The organism is Aeromonas sp. R4-1, from assembly GCF_040908325.1.
In the GTDB taxonomy this organism is placed as follows: Bacteria; Pseudomonadota; Gammaproteobacteria; order Enterobacterales; family Aeromonadaceae; genus Aeromonas; species Aeromonas veronii.
In genome coordinates this window covers 171013-190607 of record NZ_JBFODM010000060.1, presented here as the reverse complement: position 1 = coordinate 190607, position 19595 = coordinate 171013, and the positions used below count along the sequence as shown (strand labels likewise).

Here is a 19595-nt window from a genome sequence, read left to right as displayed (position 1 = left end):
CTGTGCCATGCTGTTTCAGGTTATGGACAGCAGAGCAAATGAGGAAAACGATGAGCAACAATTCAGACAGTTCCGCAGGAAAATGCCCGGTCATGCACGGGGGAACCACCTCCGTCGAGACGTCCAGAATGGAGTGGTGGCCGAAGAGCCTCAACCTCGACATTCTTCACCAACACGATACCAAGACCAATCCGCTGGGGGCCGGTTTCAACTATCGGGAAGCCTTGAAGGGGCTCGATATGGCGGCCCTCAAGCAGGATGTGACCGCCCTGATGACCGACAGTCAGGAGTGGTGGCCCGCCGACTGGGGCCACTACGGCGGCCTGATGATCCGCATGGCCTGGCACTCGGCCGGTACTTACCGCATCGCCGATGGCCGCGGCGGTGGCGGCAGCGGCAACCAGCGTTTTGCCCCCCTCAACTCCTGGCCGGATAACGCCAACCTCGACAAGGCCCGTCGCCTGTTGTGGCCCATCAAGAAGAAGTACGGCAACAAGATCAGCTGGGCCGATTTGATTATTCTGGCGGGCACCGTGGCTTATGAGTCCATGGGGCTCAAGACCTTCGGCTTCGCCTTTGGCCGCGAGGATATCTGGCATCCGGAGAAGGATATCTACTGGGGATCAGAGAAGGAATGGCTGGCGCCCAGCGGCAAGCCGGGCGGTCGTTACTCCGGCGAGCGGGATCTGGAAAACCCGCTGGCGGCGGTGATGATGGGGCTTATCTACGTCAACCCGGAAGGGGCGGATGGCCAGCCCGACCCCCTGAAAACTGCGCAGGATATGCGGGTCACCTTTGCCCGCATGGCGATGGATGATGAAGAGACGGTAGCGCTGACCGCCGGTGGCCACACCGTCGGCAAGGCCCACGGCAACGGCGACGCCAAACAGCTCGGGCCCGAGCCGGAAGGGGCCAGCCTCGAGGAGCAGGGGCTCGGCTGGATCAATCACCACAGCCGCGGCATCGGCCGCAACACTGTGACCAGCGGCATCGAGGGGGCCTGGACCACCCACCCGACCCAATGGGACAACGGTTACTTCGAGCTGCTGTTCAAGTACGACTGGTGGTTGCAAAAATCTCCGGCGGGGGCCCATCAGTGGGAACCGATCAATATCGCCGAAGAGGATATGCCGGTGGATGTGGAGGACCCGTCGATCCGCTGCAAACCCATGATGACGGATGCCGACATGGCGCTCAAATTCGACCCCGAGTACCGCAAGATTGCCGAGCGCTTCCGCGATGATCCGGCGGCCTTCTCCGACGCCTTCGCCCGCGCCTGGTTCAAGCTGACCCACAGGGATATGGGGCCGAAGAGCCGCTATGTCGGCCCCTATGTGCCGACAGAAGATCTGATCTGGCAGGATCCGGTGCCAGCCGGACGTGCCGATTATGATGTGGCGGCGGTGAAGGCCAGGATCGCCGCCAGCGGCCTCTCCATCAGCGAGCGGGTCACTACCGCCTGGGACAGTGCCCGTACCTTCCGAGGCTCCGACAAGCGGGGCGGTGCCAACGGCGCCCGCATCCGGCTGGCGCCGCAGAAGGATTGGCCGGGCAACGAACCGGCGAGGCTAGCGAAGGTACTGGCGGTCTATGACAAGCTGGCGGCCGAGTGTGGCGTCAGCGTCGCGGATCTCATCGTGCTGGGGGGCAACCTCGCCATCGAGCAGGCTGCGCAGGCTGCCGGGGTGACGGTGAGCGTGCCGTTTGCGCCGGGCCGGGGAGACGCCACTCAGGCTCAGACCGATGTGGCCTCGTTCGAGGTGCTGGAACCGCTGGCCGACGGCTTCCGCAACTGGCTCAAGCAGGACTATGTGGTGACGGCGGAGGAGTTGCTGCTGGATCGTGCCCAGCTGATGGGGCTCACCGCCTGCGAGATGACGGCGCTGGTCGGCGGGATGCGGGTGCTCGGCACCAACCACGGCGCTACCGGGCACGGAGTCTTTACCGATCGGGTCGGGGTACTCAGCAACGACTTCTTCGTTAACCTGACCGACATGGGCTACCAGTGGCTGCCGAAAGCGAGCAATCTCTACGAGATCCGCGATCGCCGCAGCGGCGCGCTGAAGTGGACGGCCACCCGGGTGGATCTGGTGTTCGGCTCCAACTCGGTGCTGCGCGCTTATGCCGAGGTCTATGCCCAGGATGACAACAAGGAGAAATTTGTCTGTGACTTCATCACCGCCTGGAACAAGGTGATGAATGCGGATCGCTTCGATCTGCTCGGCTAGTCCCCAAGCCGTTTGGTTATCTGCACCAGCCCCGCACAGCCAAGATGTGCGGGGCTTTTTACTGCCCGCTTTTCTGTGCAGCCCTACAATCCGCCGCGCTGCGACACCCGCTGGCCGGTCGCGCAGGGCCGCTGGCATCCCTGTGCTTGGGCCAGCAGTATCATGTAACATGCTGATCCGCTGGTGATGCCCGGCGGCCACCCATTGGCCACTGATGTCCCATGAACGGACAAGGACAGAAACAAAGAGACAAGGAGTCAACCCATGCTGGAAATGCAGATCCAACCCCGCTTTCAGGAGACGGATGCCCTCGGCCATATCAACAATACGGTGCCGGCGGTCTGGTTCGAATCGGCGCGGGATCCCCTGTTCCGGATCTTCTCCCCCGATCTGGATGTGCATAACTGGCATCTGATCATCGCGGGCTACACAGTGCAGTTCAAACGGGAGCTGTTCTACGGCCAGCTGGTCACCATCAAGACCGGCGTGCGCCGCATCGGCACCAGCTCCTTTACGGTCTGGCAGGAGGCCTGGCAGGGCGGCGAACTGGCCGTCACCGCCGAAACGACCCTGATCCATTTTAACTACCGGGCCCGCCAATCCCTGCCCCTGAGTGATGCTCACCGGGAAGGGCTGCGGGCCTGGCTGACAGAGAGTTAACCACGGGCCGGATGGCCCATCACAGGAGTGCTATGTACAACTCAATGCGCAACACAGCGATCGCGCTGACCCTGGGATTCTGCTCCCTCCCTTCTCTGGCCGCTTCTCTCGCCGAGCAGTTTACCCTGATGGAGAAGGGGGCCGAGAGTGCCCTCGATACCCGTCAATTCAGCCATGACGGCGTCGATATCAAGGCCTGGATCGATGGCGCCCCCGTCATCATTGCCGTGCCCATCATGAACGAGCTGGGCAAGCTGGAAGGGGAGAGCCGCTACTACTTCAAGGGCGGCAAGCTATTCGGGGTCAAAGAGCCTGCAGCCCAGTTTGCCTTTGACGACAGCGGCAAGCTGACCCAATGGCTGGACGAGAAGGGCCAGCCCGCCGAGTTCGTCAGCAAAATGAGCATGCAGCAGCGTCAGGAGTGGCTCACCAAGCGGGCCGCCGAGCTGAGCAAGCTGTTTGTGGTGAGCGCGGCCGAGCAGAAGGCGGCCAAGGGTGGCGTCAAGCTGAAGGGGGCGGATCTCGCCCACTGGCTCTGCAACGGCAAGCTGATGGAGCTCGCCCACGGCGACAAGGTGATCTTCGAGCAGGAGAAGCTGAAGATTGGCGAGCAGGGGATCGAGGGGGAGGTCTCCCTGCGTCAGGATAAGGGGTGGCAAGAGCTGAGCCTCAAGTGCGAGGTGCAGGGCACTCAGGTAACCCGCCTCACCTGGCAGCCGCTGCCGGGGGCCAACAAGCCGCAATAAGCGCAATAGCAAGGGGGCCCATCACGGGCCCCTTTCTCATTCGGCTTGTGGCTCCCCCAGCTTGAGCCGGGTGAGCGCCTCGACCCGGCGCCACTGCCCGGGCTCGAACCAGCGGGCCAGCACCTCCTGCTGCTGTTCGGCCCTGGCCTCGTTCGGTAGTTGCCTGAGCTCGGCCAGAAAACCGCTGAGCTGCTCCTCGAACCCTTGCCGGTTCTGCTCCAGCTGGCGCATCCGATCCACCGCTTCCGGCCCCCCTGTCTCCAGCAGCAGAGCCTCCAGTTTGGCCGGGTCCATCTGCGCCAGCCCTTGCAACTCCTCAAGCAGACGGCTGTTGGCCTCCGCCTCGCGAAACCAGCCCGGTTGCTCCACCAGCCAGAGATCCAGCTCGCTGGCCAGCTGCGACTTGTCGCTGTCTCTTGCCTCCGCCAGCGCCCTGCGGCGCAGGGTCAGCTGCTCCATCAGCCGATCCTCGGCAAACAGCTGGGCCTGCTCGGCCGGGGTAAAGCACTGCTGGCGCAGCTGCTCCCGCTCGTCAAACAGGATCTGCAGGCTGGCGAGGGAGATCTCGGTGGGCACCGTCAGGCTGCTCTGGGCGGAGACAAAGGTGCGATAGCGCGCCTGCAGGGCATCGGCGGCCTCTTGCTCGGGATCGTGCGGGTGGCTCTGTGCATGCTGGCTGGCTTGAGCGGGGGATGAGTCTGCCGTCGGAGCCGTGGGCCAGAGCAACACCCCGCCAAGCATCAGGGTGATGGCGCAGGGCACGACGAGCAGGGTGGCTATCTTCATAGTCCCAGCTCCTTGAGACGGTTGGCATGCTGGCGATAGAGGGTGACCGGATCGGTCTCGAACAGATGGTGGATGCCGAAGGACTGGTTCACTTCGTCCAGATGGTTCATCCGGTAGCCGGTGCCGATCACCTTGCCGAGGTGGCTGCTGCAGACCCCGACCAGTCCGTCATTGGGCTCCTTGAAGAAGGCACCGGTCAGCGCCAGCGCAGGATCCACCGGATCCAGCAGATTGGTCAGGTTGCCGCGCCCGCTCCAGGAGAAGTAGTAGACGCCGTTGCTGGCCTGCATCGGCCCCTCGCCGCAATAGCGGCTGGGCAGCCCCTCCGGGTAGCGCTGGTTGAACTGGCTGGCCCCCTTGCTGGTGAGGGCATCGAGGGCGGCTACCGGATCTTGCGGCAGCTGGCTCCCGCCCGAGAGCAGTGAAATCATGCCGGAGAGGGCGTGGGCCGCGGCGGCAGCCAGCTTCTCGGCGGCGCTGCCGGGGGCGGCATTGGCCCGCACCAGATCGGCAATCTCTGAGCCGTAGTTGACCCCGCCGACGCTGGTGGCGGAGGCGACCAGCTCGGGGGCGACCGAGGCGACATAGCGGATGGTAGGGCCGCCGTGGGAGTGGCCGATCAGGTTGACCTTCTCGGCGCCGGTGGCAGCCAGCAGCAGCTCAACCTGGGCGAGCTGCTGCTCCCCCCGTTGTTCCGAACTGGCGGTGGCTGACACCTGGGCCACGTAGACTTTGGCACCATCCCGGCTCAGGGCCTGGGGAATGCCGTAGAAGTAATCGACCCCGAGCAGCTTGTCGAAACCGAACAGGCCGTGCACCAGCACTATGGGGTAGCGGGTCTGGGTGTATCCGCTGGCGTGTGCCAGCATGGGCAGAGTGCAGAACAGCACCAGAAGCCATCTCTTCATCATCAGCATCCTTGTTGAATCGTGAGGAACAGATTGTGTGGCGTACTCCATGTTCGCCGGTGCCAGTATGGTGGCTGCTGACGGGAGAGGCTGTGAGGGGGATCGCAACTCGGGATTCAAAAGGGGTTCAGGGTGTGGGCGGGGAGGTTGTGCTCCCCGCCCTGTGGCTTATTGCCACTCCACCAGGTGATACTGCTTCTTGCCCCGGCGCAGCAGCAGGTAGCGACCAAATAGCCGATCAGTGGCGCTCAGCTGATCATCTTGCTTGAGCACACCATTGAGGCTGATGGCGCCCGCAGCCAGCAGTTCGCGGGCGATACGCCTGGAGTTCGCCAGACCGCAGCTGACCAGCAGGCTGACCAGATCCGTCTCGCCGCTGACGGTGCTGCTCGGCATGCCATCCTGCGCCAGCTGGGCCAGATCGCTCTCGCCGAGGCGAGCTACATCGCCGCTAAACAGCAGTTCGCTGATGCGCTGCACCGCAGCCAGCGCCGCCTTGCCGTGTACCAGCTCGGTCAGCTCGTCGGCCAGCACCTGCTGGGCCTGCTTTCGCCCCTGCCGCTTCGCGTCTTCCGCCTCCAGTGCATCAATCTCGCTCAGCGACATAAAGCTGTAGTAGCGCAGGAAGCGGTAGACATCCTCATCCGCGGTGCCGAGCCAGAACTGGTAGAAGGCGTAAGGGGAGGTGAGCGCCGGATCGAGCCAGACCGCGCCACCCTCGGTCTTGCCGAACTTGGTGCCGTCTGCCTTGGTGATGAGGGGCAGGGTCATGCCGTGCACCTGCGCCTGATGGAGGCGACGGGTGAGATCCATGCCGCTGGTGATATTGCCCCACTGGTCGTTGCCGCCAATCTGCAGGGTGCAGCCGAGCCGCTGGTGCAGCACTGCAAAGTCGTAGGATTGCAGCAGAGCGTAGGAGAACTCGGTGAACGAGATGCCCTGATCCGGACGGGCCAGCCGCTGGCGCACCGACTCCCGCGCCAGCATGGCATTGACCGAGAAGTGCTTGCCGATATCCCGCAGAAAGTCGAGGGCGGACATCTGACCCATCCAGTCGCCATTGTTGACCAGTTGCGGGGCCGACAGGCCCTCATCGGCGGGCAGCAGCGCCCTGATTTGGGCCGACAGGCTGGCGACCCAACCCTGCACGGTATCGGCACTGTTGAGGCTGCGCTCGGTCGCCTTGAAGCTGGGATCGCCAATAAGGCCGGTTGCCCCGCCCACCAGTGCCACCGGGGTGTGGCCCGCCAGCTGGAAGCGGCGCAGCATCAAGAGCGGCACCAGATGACCGATATGCAGGCTGCCGGCGGTGGGATCGAACCCGCAATAGACGGTGCGCGGGGTGGCAAGATGATCGGCCAGGGCCGCCGGGTCGGAATTCTGGGCCACAAGGCCGCGCTCGGTCAGCTCATCGAGCAGGTGGGGGTTGATCATGGGTGCTCCAACAACAGGGGAAAAGCCGTCATCCTCGCCGTTCTGGCCGGTGGCGGATATGTCCCCTGAGGGACAGTTTTGCCACTCTCGTGCTAGCATTCAGCCATAGCGGGGAATCGCTCCCCGTCACCGGAAACGTGCCACCATGACCCAGCCATTCACCACAGATGCCTTGACCCGCAGCATGACCGGGGTGGTCGATGCCCTGCACAGCAGCGCCTTTGCGGCGGCGCTGGTGCGGCTGATCCAGCAACAGGTGGCGTTTGATTGCGCCCTGCTGCTCGGGGTGGGGCAGCGCCCCGTCTACCTCTACGACAACCTCAATCATCAGCGGGCTCTGTTGTTTGACCGCTACCTCACCAGCCACTTCAGTCAGGATCCCTTTATGCAGGCGCTGGAGCAGGGCTTGCCTGCCGGCGTCTGGACGCTGGCGCAGGTCTCTCAAGGGCGGCTCGATCCCGAATATCGCCACCACTTCTATCAGGCTACCGGCTGGCAGGAGGAGGTGGGGCTGATCCTGCCGGTGCGGGACGGGCTGACGCTGATGCTGTTTCTGGGGCGACTCGACAAGCGCAGTACTCTCAGCCGTGACGAGCTGGCGAGGCTGGAGCAGCTGTTCCCGCTGGTGCATTCGCTCTGTCGTCAGCAGTGGCGGCAGAGCCAGCCGCTGCTGGCCCAGAGCACGGCGCTGCCAGATAGCGCCAGCCTCAAGAGCGCGGTGGAGCTGGCGATGGCGAGTGTCGGGGGGGATCTGCTCACCCGGCGCGAGCGGCAGGTGGCGGAGTTGCTGCTGCAGGGACTGGATACGGAGGCGATTGCCGCAGCGCTCGGGATTGGCAGCGGCACGGTGAAGAATCACCGCAAGCATCTCTATGGCAAGCTGCGGCTCGGCTCGCGGGCCGAGCTGTTCAATCTCTTTCTGAACCACCTCATTACGGCGCCGGTGGAGGCATCGCAGGCGTCATCGGCGGGAGATAGAGAGAGCCCGCCATAGGGTGGGCCGGGGTTACTCGAGGCGCGGGATGGTGGGAGTGGTTTCGGGCAGGATACTGAGCAACTGGTAGCGCTTCATCAGCTGCTTGTATTCATCCCCCTGTCTGACCTTGTCCAGCGCCTGTTGCAGGCGGGCAACCTGTTGCTTGTCTGCCCTCAGGTTGAAGGCGAAGCAGTTGTCCTGCTCTTCAATGATCGCGACGGTGACAAAATCCTCGCTGGGGAAACCCAGCTCTTTGGCCTGATGGCGCAACATCACCTCGTTGCCCGCCACCAGATCGGTGCGTGCCATGATGAGCTGGCGCACCACCTGATCCATGCGCTCCACCGACATCATATTGCCCGGGCTGATCCCGCGGTTGAGCAGCAACTGCTCCCCGACATCTGCCTGCATCACACCAATCTGCAGTTTGGCGAGATCCGCTTTGCTGGCCACTTTGGGGGCATCCTGCTTGCGGCCGACCAGAGCGACCCTGGAGTGGCTGATGGGGCAGACCCAGAGGAAGTGGGGATCCCGCTCCTTGGTATGCGCCGTGGTAAAGAGCACGGCCTCTTGCTGCTGGGTCAGCAGATACCAGCCGCGGGCCCAGGGCAGAAAGTGGATGGGTTGCTCCGGCTCTCCCATTTCGCGCCACATCAGGCGCAGCAACTCGACCGCCAACCCCACAGGCTGACCATTTTTATCCAGGCCATTGAGTGGCATGTTCTGCTCCGAATAGTAGATAAGTGCCGGAGCCGGGAGCGCGATAAACAGGGCGAGAGAAGCGAGAGCAGGGAGCAGACGACGCATGATGCACTCCTTGTGCGGGTAGTTACCTAACAGTCTATGTGGCCTTTTCCATAACGTCATGATCCGGTAGCGGGATAAAAAACAGGCCACCTTTCGGTGGCCTGTCTGTTTATTTGAGCAGGGCTTCCATCTCCGCCTCTGCCTTGGCGCGCGCCTTGGCCTCCGCCGCTCTGGCGGCATCGGCGACGCTCTCTCCGGCCGTATGGGATGCGGCACTGCTGACGGCTTGCTTGGCAGGAACGGCAACAGCCTTGGTGGCTTCTTGGGTCGCGGTCGCCGCGGCGCTGCTGACGGCCTGTTTGGCAGGAACGGCAACGGCCTTGGTGGCTTCTTGCGTCACGGTGGCAGCAGTGCTGCTGACGGCTTGCTTGGCTGGATCGGCAACGGCCTTGGTGGCTTCTTGGGTCGCGGTGGCAGCGGCACTGCTGACAGCCTGTTTGGCAGGCGCGGCAACGGCCTTGGTGGCTTCTTGGGTCGCGGTCGCAGCGGCGCTACTGACGGCCTGTTTGGCAGGAGCGGCAACGGCCTTGGTCGCTTCTTGGGTCGCGGCCGCAGCGGCGCTACTGACGGCTTGCTTGGCAGGAACGGTAACGGCCTTGGTGGCTTCTTGCGTCGCGGCCGCAGTGGCACTGCTGACAGCCTGTTTGGCAGGCGCGGCAACGGCCTTGGTAGCTTCTTGGGTCGCGGTCGCAGCAGCGCTGCTGACGGCTTGCTTGGCAGGAGCGGCAACGGCCTTGGTAGCTTCTTGCGCCGCGGTCGCAGTTGCGCTGCTGACAGCCTGTTTGGCAGGTGTGACAACGGCCTTGGTGGCTTCTTGCGTCACGGTGGCAGCAGTGCTGCTCACCGCTTGCTTGGCTGGCGCAGTGACCGCGGTGGTTGCACTACGGGTCAGATCGGTCGTGCTTTGGCTCACCGCTTGGGTGGCCTGTCCGGTGGCGTGGGAGGCTACGCCGCTGATGGCCTGGCTGGCGCTGTTGGTCAGCGAGCCGGTGACGCCGCGGGTCACTGTGCCCAGCGCGCTGCCAAGGGAGAAGGGGGAGGCGCCACTCTGACTGGTCGCTGCGCCAGTCAGGGCATTGGTCGCCGGGGTGAGCTGGCTGGCGGGGGTCTGCCAGCCCTGCATGGCGGTTGGCCAGGTCGGTGCCGTGCCCGCCAGATTTTCGCCGAAGGTCAGGGTGGTGCCATCCCCTTTTTGCAGCAATACAGACATCTGGTTGGTTTGCGAGTTCCACACCATCCCCGCCTGCTTGGCTATATCGGGTACAGGTGCATAACGGGATACGACGTAAAACAGCGGACCCTCCTGCTGCAATTCATTGGCGGTCTTGAGCAATTGCATGGTGCTGTCGTAGTTGGGGCCAAGGATGGCGGTCATCCGATCCTTGATCAGGGGTTGTTCGAACAGATTGACCTCGTTCGGGTCAAAGCCGACCAGCGGCTTGAGCAGGGCCCACATCAGCTGGCTGGTGGGGCTCATCATCAGCAATGGGGCAACGCAGGCGGACAACATCAGGCTCAGGCAGGCCGCCTGAAGCAACGGCATGATACGCATTGGGATAACATCCAAATAACGATTTGATAAATAAGGTTATATTTTGTCAGGACGTGACAAATTCACCGGAAGTTTGCGCGTGGCAGCGAGAGACTGCCCGCAGACGCTGGCAGGCTACCATATTGGTTCCACAATGCCAGCAGGCAGTATGATTGTCAGTCAAGTAAACCCCGGGGCTGGTCGACTCTTCGAGAATGCCTCCCATCGAAACAGGATCCCCCTCATGAAAAATGTACTGCTTTGCCTGCTGGCCTCCCTCTGGCTCGCCCCCGCTCTGGCCGCGTCCAAAACCACTGTGGTGGGCGAGTCTGCCAGTCCCGAGCTGGTGTTGCCGCTGGGCTCATTGCCCGAGCGGGTCTGCTGGTTTGCGGATCAGAAATATTCCGAAGGGGCCCGCATTCTGCAGGGCGATATCTGGTTGGAGTGCGGCCCGTTGAACGACCTCGAGAGCAATGGCGCGCTGGCCTGGCGCTCTCCTGCGGTGGTGTTGCCTGCCACCCGGGGAGCAAAAGATCAGAAGACGATTTCCGTGGGTCAGTGAGGCTTTTCTTGATCCAGCTAAAGACATGGACGTGATCCCTGTCGCATAATGCAGCTCCTTTCTTCTCTTGGCTGGAACCTAAGAAATGGCTCGTCGCTCTTCCAATGCACAACGTCGTCGCAGTAGCTGGTGGTACAAACGCTTGTTGGCAAGGGAGCGGGAAGAGCGCGAAGCACGTTCCGTCCGGGATTGATACAGCATTGAAAAAACGGAGCCTCGGGCTCCGTTTTGTATTTATCACCAGCTCGGCGGTGCTCTTCCAATGCACAGCTTGGTTGCCGTAACGGGTGGTACAAACGCCTGTTGGCAAGGGAGCGGGAAGAGCGTGAAGCGCGTTCCGTCCGGGATTGATACTGCATTGAAAAATGGAGCCTCGGGCTCCGTTTTGTATTTATCACCGTCAATAGCACGATAACGGGGGCCATCAGGCCCCCGTTTTGTTTTTGCAGATCTTGCCTGCTTGCGGCTTAGCGCTGCAAGGCGGCCAGTGCCAGTTCGACCCGTTTGGCATACTCGGGGTCGGCTTGCTCGAAGTGTTTGAGCTGGGCTGCGACGATGGCGTCATCTTCCACATTGATGAGGGAGCGGGCCAGGTTGGCGGCGAGCCGTGAACGCTGCCCCTCGTCCATGATGCGGAACAGGTTGCCCGGCTGGCTGTAGTAGTCGCTGTCGTAGTCACGGAAGTCGTAGTGCAGGGCGGCCCCTTCCAGACTCAGCGCCGGTTCGTGCTGCTCGCTCGGCTGCTGGGTACCGAAACGGTTCGGCTGATAGTTGGGGCTGGCGCCGCCATTGCTGTCTGCCCGCATGGCACCGTCACGATGGGCACCGTGATGGAACGGGCAGCGCGGGGCGTTGACCGGCAGCAGACCGTGGTTGACGCCAAGGCGATAGCGCTGGGTGTCACCGTAGGAGAAGAGCCGCCCTTGCAACATGCGATCCGGCGAGAAGCCGATACCGGGTACCACGTTGGCCGGGGTAAAGGCGGCCTGCTCCACATGGGCGAAGTAGTTGTCCGGGTTCTGGTTGAGCTCCAGCACGCCCACCGGGATCAGCGGGTAGTCGCTGTGCGGCCACACCTTGGTGAGGTCGAACGGGTGGATGTTGTAAGTCTGGGCTTCGGCCTCCGGCATCACCTGCACATAGACCTTCCAGCGCGGGAAGTCGCCCCGCTCGATGGCATTGAACAGATCCGCCTGACTGGTCTCCCGATCCTGCCCGACGGCGGTGGCGGCCTCTTCGTCGGTGTAGAAGCTGTGGCCCTGCTCGGTCTTGAAGTGGAACTTGACCCAGAAGCGCTCGTTGGCGTTGTTGATAAAGCTGAAGGTGTGGCTGCCGTAGCCGTTCATCTCCCGCAGGCTCTTGGGGATGCCGCGATCGCTGAACAGTATGGTGACCTGATGCAGGGATTCCGGATGGCGTGACCAGAAGTCCCAGGCGGCAGTGGCGCTGCGCAGGTTGGTGCGCGGATCCCGCTTCTGGGTGTGGATGAAGTCAGGGAATTTCAGCGGATCACGGATGAAAAAGACCGGGGTGTTGTTACCCACCAGATCCCAGTTGCCCTGCTCGGTATAGAACTTGAGGGCGAAGCCGCGCACATCGCGTTCGGCATCGGCGGCGCCCTTCTCACCGGCTACGGTGGAGAAGCGCAGGAACACCGGGGTCTGCTTGCCGATGGCGCTGAACAGATCGGCCTTGCTGAACGCTCTGATGTCGTGGGTCACGGTAAAGGTGCCGTAGGCGCCCGAGCCCTTAGCGTGAACCACCCGCTCGGGAATGCGCTCGCGGTCGAAGTGGGCGAGTTTCTCCATCAACCAGATGTCTTGCATCAGGATGGGGCCGCGCGGGCCGGCGGTGAGGCTGTTGTTGTTGTCGACGACGGGGGCGCCGTTGGCGCTGTGCAGGGTCTTGTCAGTCATGGCTTCTCTCCTTGTTGATATGGGGCCAGCCTACGGATCTGCGCCGTGCTCGGCCAATGGGCCTTGCCTCGCTCTTTGATAGGCAAGACAAATCGGTGTTGCTGGGGGATGTGTAACCGCGCCGGATATTGCATGATGGAGGCTTCGAGAAGGAGCCTCATATGCAGATTACTATCCGTCATGCCGAACCCGCCGATGCCCCCGCCTTGCGGGATCTTTACGCCATGCCCAATGCCCAGGCGGGCACTTTGCACCTGCCTATGCCACCCCTTAGCCAGTGGCAAAAACGGTTGGAGAACGGTGATGTGGTCGCCTTGGTGGCGGAGGCCGATGGGAGGCTGGTGGGTCAGATCTCATTGCATGTGGAGCCCAATCCCAGACGCAAGCATGTGGCCGGGATTGGCATGGGAGTGCGGGATGACTGGGCTGGCAAGGGGGTTGGCTCTGCCCTGATGGCAGCGGCGCTGGATCTGGCCGATAACTGGCTCAACCTGCACCGGATTGAGCTGACCGTCTATACCGACAATGAGGCCGCACAGGCGCTTTATCGCAAGTTCGGTTTTACCGAGGAGGGGCGAGCCCGTGACTATGCCTTCCGCCAGGGGCGTTATGTGGATGCGCTCTATATGGCCAGAGTTGCGGGGAGCGTCAGTCGCTAACGGCATGGTCGACTATCAGGCCAGATTGCGCCCGGTGATCCGGGCGCTGGAGCAGAATCCCGATCTCTCCATCGAAACGCTGGCAAGCAGTGCCTGCTTGTCTTTCTACCATTTTCACCGGGTGTTTACGGCTGTGGCGGGGGAGACGCCCGGGGAGATGTGTCGTCGTCTGCGCATCCAGCGGGCTGCTTGGCAGCTCTGTTATACCGATGCCAGTGTCACGGCCATTGCGTTGGGGGCGGGGCTCGCCAGCTCCCAGGCGTTTGCCAAGGTATTTCGCCGTTACTATGGTTGCTCGCCGGGAGAGTTTCGCCGCGACAAGAGCAAGAATGGACACTTGATGAGCAAGGATGGACACGCACTTGTGCAGCCTAATCCTTATGCTGAGGGTCACTCATCAGCAAGGAGCAATACCATGAAAACCATTGAGATGGATGCCCGCACTCTGGCCTATATGCGTGTCACCGGCCCCTATGGCGAGGGGTATGACCCCGTCTGCAGCCAGCTGCATCAGTGGGCCAGTGCCCGCGGTCTGGAAGGTGGGGAGTGGATCTTCATCTATCACGATAACCCCGAGGTGACCCCGCCAGCCCAGTGTCGCACTGACATCGGGGTGACGGTGCCTGCGGGGACGGTGGGGATGGGTGCGGTCGAGATCCAGCTTATTCCCGCCGGTCGTTACGCGCAGTCCCGCTATCTTATTACCGACCGCAGCCAGTATGGCCCGCGTTGGCAGGAACATATCGGCGACATCGTTGCTGCCGGGCTGGAGTTTGGCAATGGCCCCTGCTTCGAGCTCTATCACAGCATGAGCGATGATCCGGTGCAGGACGATGTCAGCTTTTGCTCCAGCCTCAAGGGGTAGGGCGCAGAAGGGGAAGCTGAGCGGTACATCATGTCGCGCAGAAATTAGAGAGCCGGACAGTGTCCGGCTCTTTTTCATCTGGCGGATGGGGCGGCGGTTAGCGCTGGAACCCCTTCTGGGCGAACTTGGGACGGGCATTCATGATCTGCTCCACCTGCTCGTCGCTCATCTTGCCGCGCGACAGCCCCAGCACCTTGTAGGTGAGCAGCGGTCGGGCGGGCAGGGCGATCATCAGGGCGCGGATCTGGTTCTCGTCATCCTTCTCCCGGGTCGGCTTGCCGTAGGCGTAGGTGAGGACGCCGGCATCCATCAGGTTTTTGACGGCGGGCTCGGTGATCGGCAAGTTTATGACGCTTTTACGCTGCAGCACGAACTCGCGCAGCACCGCCTTCTCGTTGAAGTCGAGGAAGCCGATCATCTGGGCCAGCTGGTCCTGCTGACGGCGTGCCTGCCACTCTTCGCACGCCCACTCCCAGGCGATCAGGAAGCCCTGACTGCAGAAGTAGGAGATGGCGATCAGCATGCCGACCCCCAGCCAGGCCGCATGATCCGCAGCCCACTGGCTGACTGCCCCTTTCATCAGCCCGGCCGGAAACAGCAGAATGATGCTGCAGCAGAGCAACAACCAGACCATCAGCCAATTGAGGCGGTTCAGTTGATAGAAATGTTGGATCCACCGTTTCATTGTTCATCCTTCCCAAACTGTTGTGGATAGTGAACTACCTACAGCAATCGGTGTGCCAACAGCGCAATAGCGGCGAGGAGGGAGGGCAGGCGAGGTTACATTCCCTTACAACTTATTGAATGAGTTATCATTAATTTGCCTTGTGAGGCGGCGGTCGAGTTGCTAAAACGTCCCCTCAGTCATTGGGGAGTAGCAACCCGCCCGCATTCCGGGCCGGGCCCATGTCAACACTCTTGGATCCTCGTATCCATGGCATGGGCGGCGATAGGCACTATCGCTCTGCAAGACCTTTGGCCTCGATATGCACGCCAGCCGGGCGAGCCATATCGGGTCCATCGGTTATTCTGCTCGCCTGGCGGTATCTATTATGTTGATTACCCTGCTGTTATTTCTCGTCTCTGCGGTCACGATCTACCTTGCCTGCGAATACTTCGTCAACGGCATCGAGTGGACCGGCCACCACTTCAAACTCTCCCAAAGCGCCACCGGTTCGCTGCTGGCGGCACTGGGTACGGCGCTACCCGAGTGTATCGTGACCCTGACCGCTCTGCTGATGGGCAACACAACCGCCCAGCAGGAGATCGGCATTGGCGCCGCCCTTGGCGGGCCGCTGGTGTTGGCGACCATCGGCTATGCGGCAGTCGGCCTCACCCTGCTGCTTTGCATGGGGCGTACCGAACGGGCCATCGATGGCGAGGTGCAGCGCGAGATTGGCCGGGATCAGCGCTGGTTTATCGGCATCTTTCTGGTGGCGACCGCGCTGGGGCTGGTCGCCTTCACCGGCAAGAGCTGGCTGGCCCCGCTCTTCCTGCTGGTCTACCTCGTCTATGTAAGGCGCGAGCTGAAACAGAGTGACAGCCACGAAGTCGAATTGCCGGAGCCCCTCAAATTGGCACCCGATGCCGGGATCCCGCCCCTTGGCAAGGTGTTGCTGCAGACGTTGGCTGCGCTGGTGGTGGTAGCGCTGGCGGCCCAGCTGTTTGTCCATCAGCTGGAGAGCATGGGCGAGCTGTTTGGCCTCTCTCCGGTGCTGGCGGCCCTGCTGCTGAGTCCGGTGGCGACCGAGATGCCGGAGCTGATGAACGTGCTGATCTGGGTGCGACAGGGCAAGAACCGGCTGGCGCTGGCCAATATCTCCGGGGCCATGATGATCCAAGGCACTATCCCCAAGGCCTTCTGTCTGCTCTTTACCCCCTGGCTGCTGGATGGCGCCATGATGGTCTCCTCGCTGGTGACCCTGCTGGCGGTGGGGGGGCTCTGGTGGGGGTTCAGAAAGGGGGTGATGACCGCCGGGCGGTTGGCACTGGTGGGCTTGCTTTATCTCGGCTTCTGCGGCTGGCTGCTGGTGAGCTGAAACGGGGAGCGCGGATATGAAAAAGCCCCCTGCCAAGGGGGCTTTGTTGTATCGGTTGGGGCGGTGCTTACAGCGCGGCGATCTCGGCCTGCTGGGCTTCCAGCTTGGTCAGCTGGAGACGGTAATCTTCCAGCTTCTCGCGCTCTTTGGCGATGACCGCTTCCGGCGCCTTGGCGACGAAGGCTTCGTTGCCGAGTTTGCCTTCGATGCGGCCGCACTCGCCCACCAGACGGGCAACCTCTTTGGCCAGACGGGCCAGTTCGGCATCCTTGTCGATGAGACCGGCCATCGGGATCATCAGCTCGGTGGCACCGATCAGCTTCTTCACTGACAGCGGGGCGGTTTCACCGTCCGCCAGTACGCGGATGGATTCCAGACGGGCCAGGGACTTGAGGAAGGCCTCGTTGTCAGCGGCGCGCTGGGCATCCTTGGCATCGCACTGGAGCAGCACGTTGAGGGGTACGCTCGGGGCCACGTTCATCTCGGCGCGGATGTTGCGGATGCTGACGATGAACTCCTTCACCCACTCCTGATCCGCCATCGCGGCTTCGTCCACCTTGGCGGCGTCGAACTCCGGGAAGGCCTGAATCATGATGGTGTCGGCGTGTACGCCAGCCAGCGGAGCGACCGATTTCCAGATGGTCTCGGTGATGAACGGGATGATCGGGTGTGCCAGACGCAGCAGAGTTTCCAGCACGGTCACCAAGGTATGGCGGGCAGCGCGCTGCTCGGCCTCGGAACCCTTGGTCAGCACCGGCTTGGTCAGCTCCAGATACCAGTCACAGAACTGGTTCCAGATAAATTCGTACAGCACGCCAGCGGCGATGTCGAAGCGGTAGGTATCGAGGGCGGTGCGGAAGTCACGGATAGCCACTTGCAGCTGGGACTGGATCCAGCGATCCGCCAGACTGAACTGCATCTCGCCGCTATTAAAGCCACAATCCTGATCTTCGGTGTTCATCAGCACATAGCGGGAGGCGTTCCACAACTTGTTGCAGAAGTTGTTGTAGCCATCCAGGCGCTTCATGTCCCAGTTGATGTCACGACCGGTAGAGGCCAGCGCGGCCAGCGTGAAGCGCAGGGCATCGGTACCGTGGGCATCGATCCCTTCCGGGAACTGCTTGGCGGTACGCTTGGCGATCTTCTCGGCCATCTGCGGCTGCATCATGTTGCCGGTGCGCTTCTCCAGCAGATCTTCCAGCGAGATACCGTCGATCATGTCGAGCGGGTCCAGCACGTTGCCCTTGGACTTGGACATCTTCTGGCCTTCTTCGTCACGGATCAGACCAGTGATGTAGACGGTCTTGAACGGGACTTGCGGCTGGCCGTTTTCGTCCTTGATGAAGTGCATGGTCATCATGATCATCCGGGCAATCCAGAAGAAGATGATGTCGAAGCCGCTCATCAGCACGTCGGTCGGGTGGAAGGTCTTGAGTGCCTCGGTGTTGTTCGGCCAGCCCAGAGTGGAGAAGGTCCACAGGGCGGAGCTGAACCAGGTGTCGAGCACGTCTTCATCCTGACGCAGTACGGTTACGGCCGGGATGCTGTGCTTGGCGCGCACTTCGTCTTCGCTGCGGCCAACGTAGACATTGCCTGCGTCGTCATACCATGCCGGGATACGGTGACCCCACCACAGCTGACGGGAGACGCACCAGTCCTGAATGTCGCGCATCCAGGAGAAGTACATATTTTCGTACTGCTTGGGCACAAACTGGATGCGGCCATCTTCCACCGCTTCGATAGCGGTCTTGGCCATCGGTGCCACGCGCACGTACCACTGGTCGGTCAGCATCGGCTCGATGGGCACGCCACCGCGATCGCCGTAAGGCTGTTGCAGTATGTGATCCTTGATCTCGTCCAGCAGACCCAGCTCTTCCAGCTTGGCCAGAATCGCTTTACGGGCGGCGAAGCGCTCCAGACCGGCGAACTCGGCCGGCAGGGTTGCGTCATAGGCGGTGCTCGGGTTGCCGTTGGTATCGACCACTTCGGCCTCGGCACGCACGTGGGCGTCCAGAGTGAAGATGTTGATCATCGGCAGGCTGTGGCGCTTGCCCACTTCGTTATCGTTGAAGTCGTGGGCCGGGGTGATCTTCACGCAACCGGTGCCCTTCTCCATGTCGGCGTGTTCGTCGGCAACGATGGGGATCAGACGGTTCACCAGCGGCAGCAGGATGTGCTGGCCGATCAGCGCCTTGTAGCGCGGGTCTTCCGGGTTCACGGCCACGGCGGTATCGCCCAGCATGGTCTCCGGACGGGTGGTGGCGACGATCAGGTAATCCTTGCCTTCGGCAGTCTTGGCGCCGTTGGCCAGCGGATAGCGAAGGTGCCACATGTGGCCCTTGATCTCGCGGTTCTCCACTTCCAGATCGGAGATGGCGGTGTTGAGTTTCGGATCCCAGTTCACCAGACGCTTGCCGCGGTACATCAGGCCATCTTCGTAGAGACGAACGAACACTTCCTGCACGGCAGCGGAGAGACCCTCATCCATGGTGAAGCGCTCGCGCTCCCAATCCACGGAGTCGCCCAGACGGCGCATCTGGCGGGTGATGGTGCCACCGGACTCTTCCTTCCACTGCCAAATCTTGTCGATGAAGGCATCACGGCCGTAATCGTGGCGAGTCTTGCCCTCTTCCGCGGCGATCTTGCGCTCAACCACCATCTGGGTGGCGATACCGGCGTGATCGGTACCTGCCTGCCACAGGGTGTTCTTGCCCTGCATGCGGTTGTAGCGGATCAGGGTATCCATCAGGGTTTGCTGGAAGGCGTGACCCATGTGCAGGCTGCCGGTGACGTTCGGCGGCGGGATCATGATGCAGAAGGAGTCTTTGCTGGTGTCGCCGTGGGGCTTGAAGTAACCCTGGGCTTCCCAGTGCTGATAGAGCGCCTGTTCGATGGCGTTGTGATTAAAAGTCTTTTCCATGGTCTCGCCGTAATCTGGATGGATGGAGTCTGGTGTTGATTCTTTATGGATCAATTGGTTGCAGTCAGGGCTGCGCCGGATCCGGTGCGGCAAGGACGGGCTGATCCCTCATTTCGAGGGCATGGCCTGCCTGGCGATAGTGCTTGTAGCGCTCGCGAGCTTGCTGCTTTTGTGTTTCGTCAGTGGGGACAAAATCTACCACTTGAGCGAAGTGTCCTGCAAACAAAGGTGTCGCAGTGGCCAGATTGATGAGGCGGGCGTAGCGCCGTTTCGGTGGCTGATAGCCGATCTCCACCGGGGCCATGCCGCTTTCGCCCTGCAACTGGTGCGGCACAAAGCGCTCCGGCGGCAATTGCCACAACAGTTCGTCCAGACGCAGGGCCTGGGCCTCATCGTTGCAGAACAGGTAGATATGGCCCGCCCCCCACGACTCGGCCGCGAGAGTGCAGGCCAGTCGCTCGACGGCGGAGGCCTGCGCGTCATCCTGTTCGCTCATCAGGTAAAAGGTCACTTGGCTCATCAGGTTGATCCCGTTTTGCGGTGACGGACTGTTGACCG

General features: G+C 62.1%; 16 protein-coding genes, 1 pseudogene and 1 riboswitch. Of the genes and pseudogenes, 8 read left to right on the top strand and 9 right to left on the bottom strand.

The window, feature by feature from the left end; all coding sequences use genetic code 11:
- The first annotated feature begins 50 nt into the window (after nucleotides 1-50).
- From katG to AB5Y90_RS10460, 3 genes are all read left to right on the top strand, one after another.
- Nucleotides 51-2228 carry a catalase/peroxidase HPI gene (gene katG / locus AB5Y90_RS10470; RefSeq protein WP_307896036.1) on the top strand — a complete coding sequence of 726 codons (2178 nt, stop codon included), beginning with the start codon at nucleotides 51-53 and terminating at the stop codon, nucleotides 2226-2228.
- A gap of 264 nt (nucleotides 2229-2492) precedes the next feature.
- Nucleotides 2493-2888 (top strand): acyl-CoA thioesterase, encoded by a 396-nt coding sequence (locus tag AB5Y90_RS10465; RefSeq protein ID WP_368166855.1) that lies wholly within the window; start codon nucleotides 2493-2495, stop codon nucleotides 2886-2888.
- Nucleotides 2889-2932: 44 nt separating this feature from the next.
- Nucleotides 2933-3634 (top strand): hypothetical protein, encoded by a 702-nt coding sequence (locus AB5Y90_RS10460; RefSeq protein ID WP_307896805.1) that lies wholly within the window; start codon nucleotides 2933-2935, stop codon nucleotides 3632-3634.
- Between the two features lie 36 nt (nucleotides 3635-3670).
- On the opposite strand, the gene AB5Y90_RS10455 is transcribed toward AB5Y90_RS10460, so the two are convergent.
- The 3 genes from AB5Y90_RS10455 to tyrS all read right to left on the bottom strand — a co-directional run bounded on the left by AB5Y90_RS10455 (nucleotide 3671) and on the right by tyrS (nucleotide 6762).
- The gene (locus AB5Y90_RS10455) at nucleotides 3671-4420 is read right to left on the bottom strand and encodes a lipase secretion chaperone (RefSeq protein WP_368166854.1); all 750 of its coding nucleotides are present in this window, start codon (nucleotides 4418-4420) and stop codon (nucleotides 3671-3673) included.
- The gene (locus tag AB5Y90_RS10450) at nucleotides 4417-5328 is read right to left on the bottom strand and encodes a lipase family alpha/beta hydrolase (protein WP_368166863.1); all 912 of its coding nucleotides are present in this window, start codon (nucleotides 5326-5328) and stop codon (nucleotides 4417-4419) included. The genes AB5Y90_RS10455 and AB5Y90_RS10450 overlap by 4 nt, the downstream gene beginning before the upstream one ends.
- Before the next feature lie 168 nt (nucleotides 5329-5496).
- Entirely contained in the window at nucleotides 5497-6762 is a 1266-nt protein-coding gene (gene tyrS / locus AB5Y90_RS10445; protein WP_069528506.1) for a tyrosine--tRNA ligase, read from the bottom strand.
- A gap of 145 nt (nucleotides 6763-6907) precedes the next feature.
- On the opposite strand from tyrS, the gene AB5Y90_RS10440 reads away from it, so the two are divergent.
- Nucleotides 6908-7756, top strand: a complete 849-nt coding sequence (locus tag AB5Y90_RS10440) for a response regulator transcription factor (protein ID WP_368166853.1) — start codon at nucleotides 6908-6910, stop codon at nucleotides 7754-7756.
- Between the two features lie 12 nt (nucleotides 7757-7768).
- Here AB5Y90_RS10440 and AB5Y90_RS10435 read toward each other — a convergent pair whose 3' ends face one another.
- Together AB5Y90_RS10435 and AB5Y90_RS10430 are read right to left on the bottom strand one after the other, a co-directional pair.
- A complete protein-coding gene (locus tag AB5Y90_RS10435; protein ID WP_058058128.1) occupies nucleotides 7769-8545 on the bottom strand; it encodes an ABC transporter substrate-binding protein in 777 nt (258 codons plus the stop codon).
- Between the two features lie 379 nt (nucleotides 8546-8924).
- Nucleotides 8925-10097: pseudogene (locus AB5Y90_RS10430) on the bottom strand (hypothetical protein); the annotation flags it as partial.
- Nucleotides 10098-10320: 223 nt separating this feature from the next.
- Here AB5Y90_RS10430 and AB5Y90_RS10425 point away from each other — a divergent pair.
- Nucleotides 10321-10638, top strand: coding sequence for a DUF1496 domain-containing protein (locus tag AB5Y90_RS10425; protein ID WP_005356765.1), 318 nt, complete (start codon nucleotides 10321-10323; stop codon nucleotides 10636-10638).
- Between the two features lie 467 nt (nucleotides 10639-11105).
- Here the strand turns inward: AB5Y90_RS10425 and AB5Y90_RS10420 are convergent, their stop codons facing one another.
- On the bottom strand, nucleotides 11106-12554 hold the full coding sequence (locus AB5Y90_RS10420; protein ID WP_368166852.1) for a catalase: 1449 nt from the start codon (nucleotides 12552-12554) through the stop codon (nucleotides 11106-11108).
- Nucleotides 12555-12715: 161 nt separating this feature from the next.
- Here AB5Y90_RS10420 and AB5Y90_RS10415 point away from each other — a divergent pair, with 161 nt between their 5' ends.
- Both AB5Y90_RS10415 and AB5Y90_RS10410 read left to right on the top strand, forming a co-directional pair.
- The gene (locus AB5Y90_RS10415) at nucleotides 12716-13213 is read left to right on the top strand and encodes a GNAT family N-acetyltransferase (protein WP_368166851.1); all 498 of its coding nucleotides are present in this window, start codon (nucleotides 12716-12718) and stop codon (nucleotides 13211-13213) included.
- A gap of 4 nt (nucleotides 13214-13217) precedes the next feature.
- A complete protein-coding gene (locus AB5Y90_RS10410; RefSeq protein WP_204382786.1) occupies nucleotides 13218-14078 on the top strand; it encodes a GyrI-like domain-containing protein in 861 nt (286 codons plus the stop codon).
- Nucleotides 14079-14175: 97 nt separating this feature from the next.
- Here the strand turns inward: AB5Y90_RS10410 and AB5Y90_RS10405 are convergent, their stop codons facing one another.
- Nucleotides 14176-14763 carry a superinfection exclusion B family protein gene (locus AB5Y90_RS10405; RefSeq protein ID WP_005336432.1) on the bottom strand — a complete coding sequence of 196 codons (588 nt, stop codon included), beginning with the start codon at nucleotides 14761-14763 and terminating at the stop codon, nucleotides 14176-14178.
- Nucleotides 14764-14935: 172 nt separating this feature from the next.
- Nucleotides 14936-15042: riboswitch (yybP-ykoY riboswitch) on the top strand.
- Between the two features lie 88 nt (nucleotides 15043-15130).
- Here AB5Y90_RS10405 and AB5Y90_RS10400 point away from each other — a divergent pair.
- On the top strand, nucleotides 15131-16117 hold the full coding sequence (locus AB5Y90_RS10400; RefSeq protein WP_307896043.1) for a sodium:calcium antiporter: 987 nt from the start codon (nucleotides 15131-15133) through the stop codon (nucleotides 16115-16117).
- A 67-nt stretch (nucleotides 16118-16184) separates the two neighbouring features.
- On the opposite strand, the gene AB5Y90_RS10395 is transcribed toward AB5Y90_RS10400, so the two are convergent.
- Nucleotides 16185-19037 (bottom strand): valine--tRNA ligase, encoded by a 2853-nt coding sequence (locus AB5Y90_RS10395; RefSeq protein ID WP_236319968.1) that lies wholly within the window; start codon nucleotides 19035-19037, stop codon nucleotides 16185-16187.
- Nucleotides 19038-19101: 64 nt separating this feature from the next.
- Entirely contained in the window at nucleotides 19102-19557 is a 456-nt protein-coding gene (locus tag AB5Y90_RS10390) for a DNA polymerase III subunit chi (protein ID WP_150995509.1), read from the bottom strand.
- Nucleotides 19558-19595: the final 38 nt, after the last annotated feature.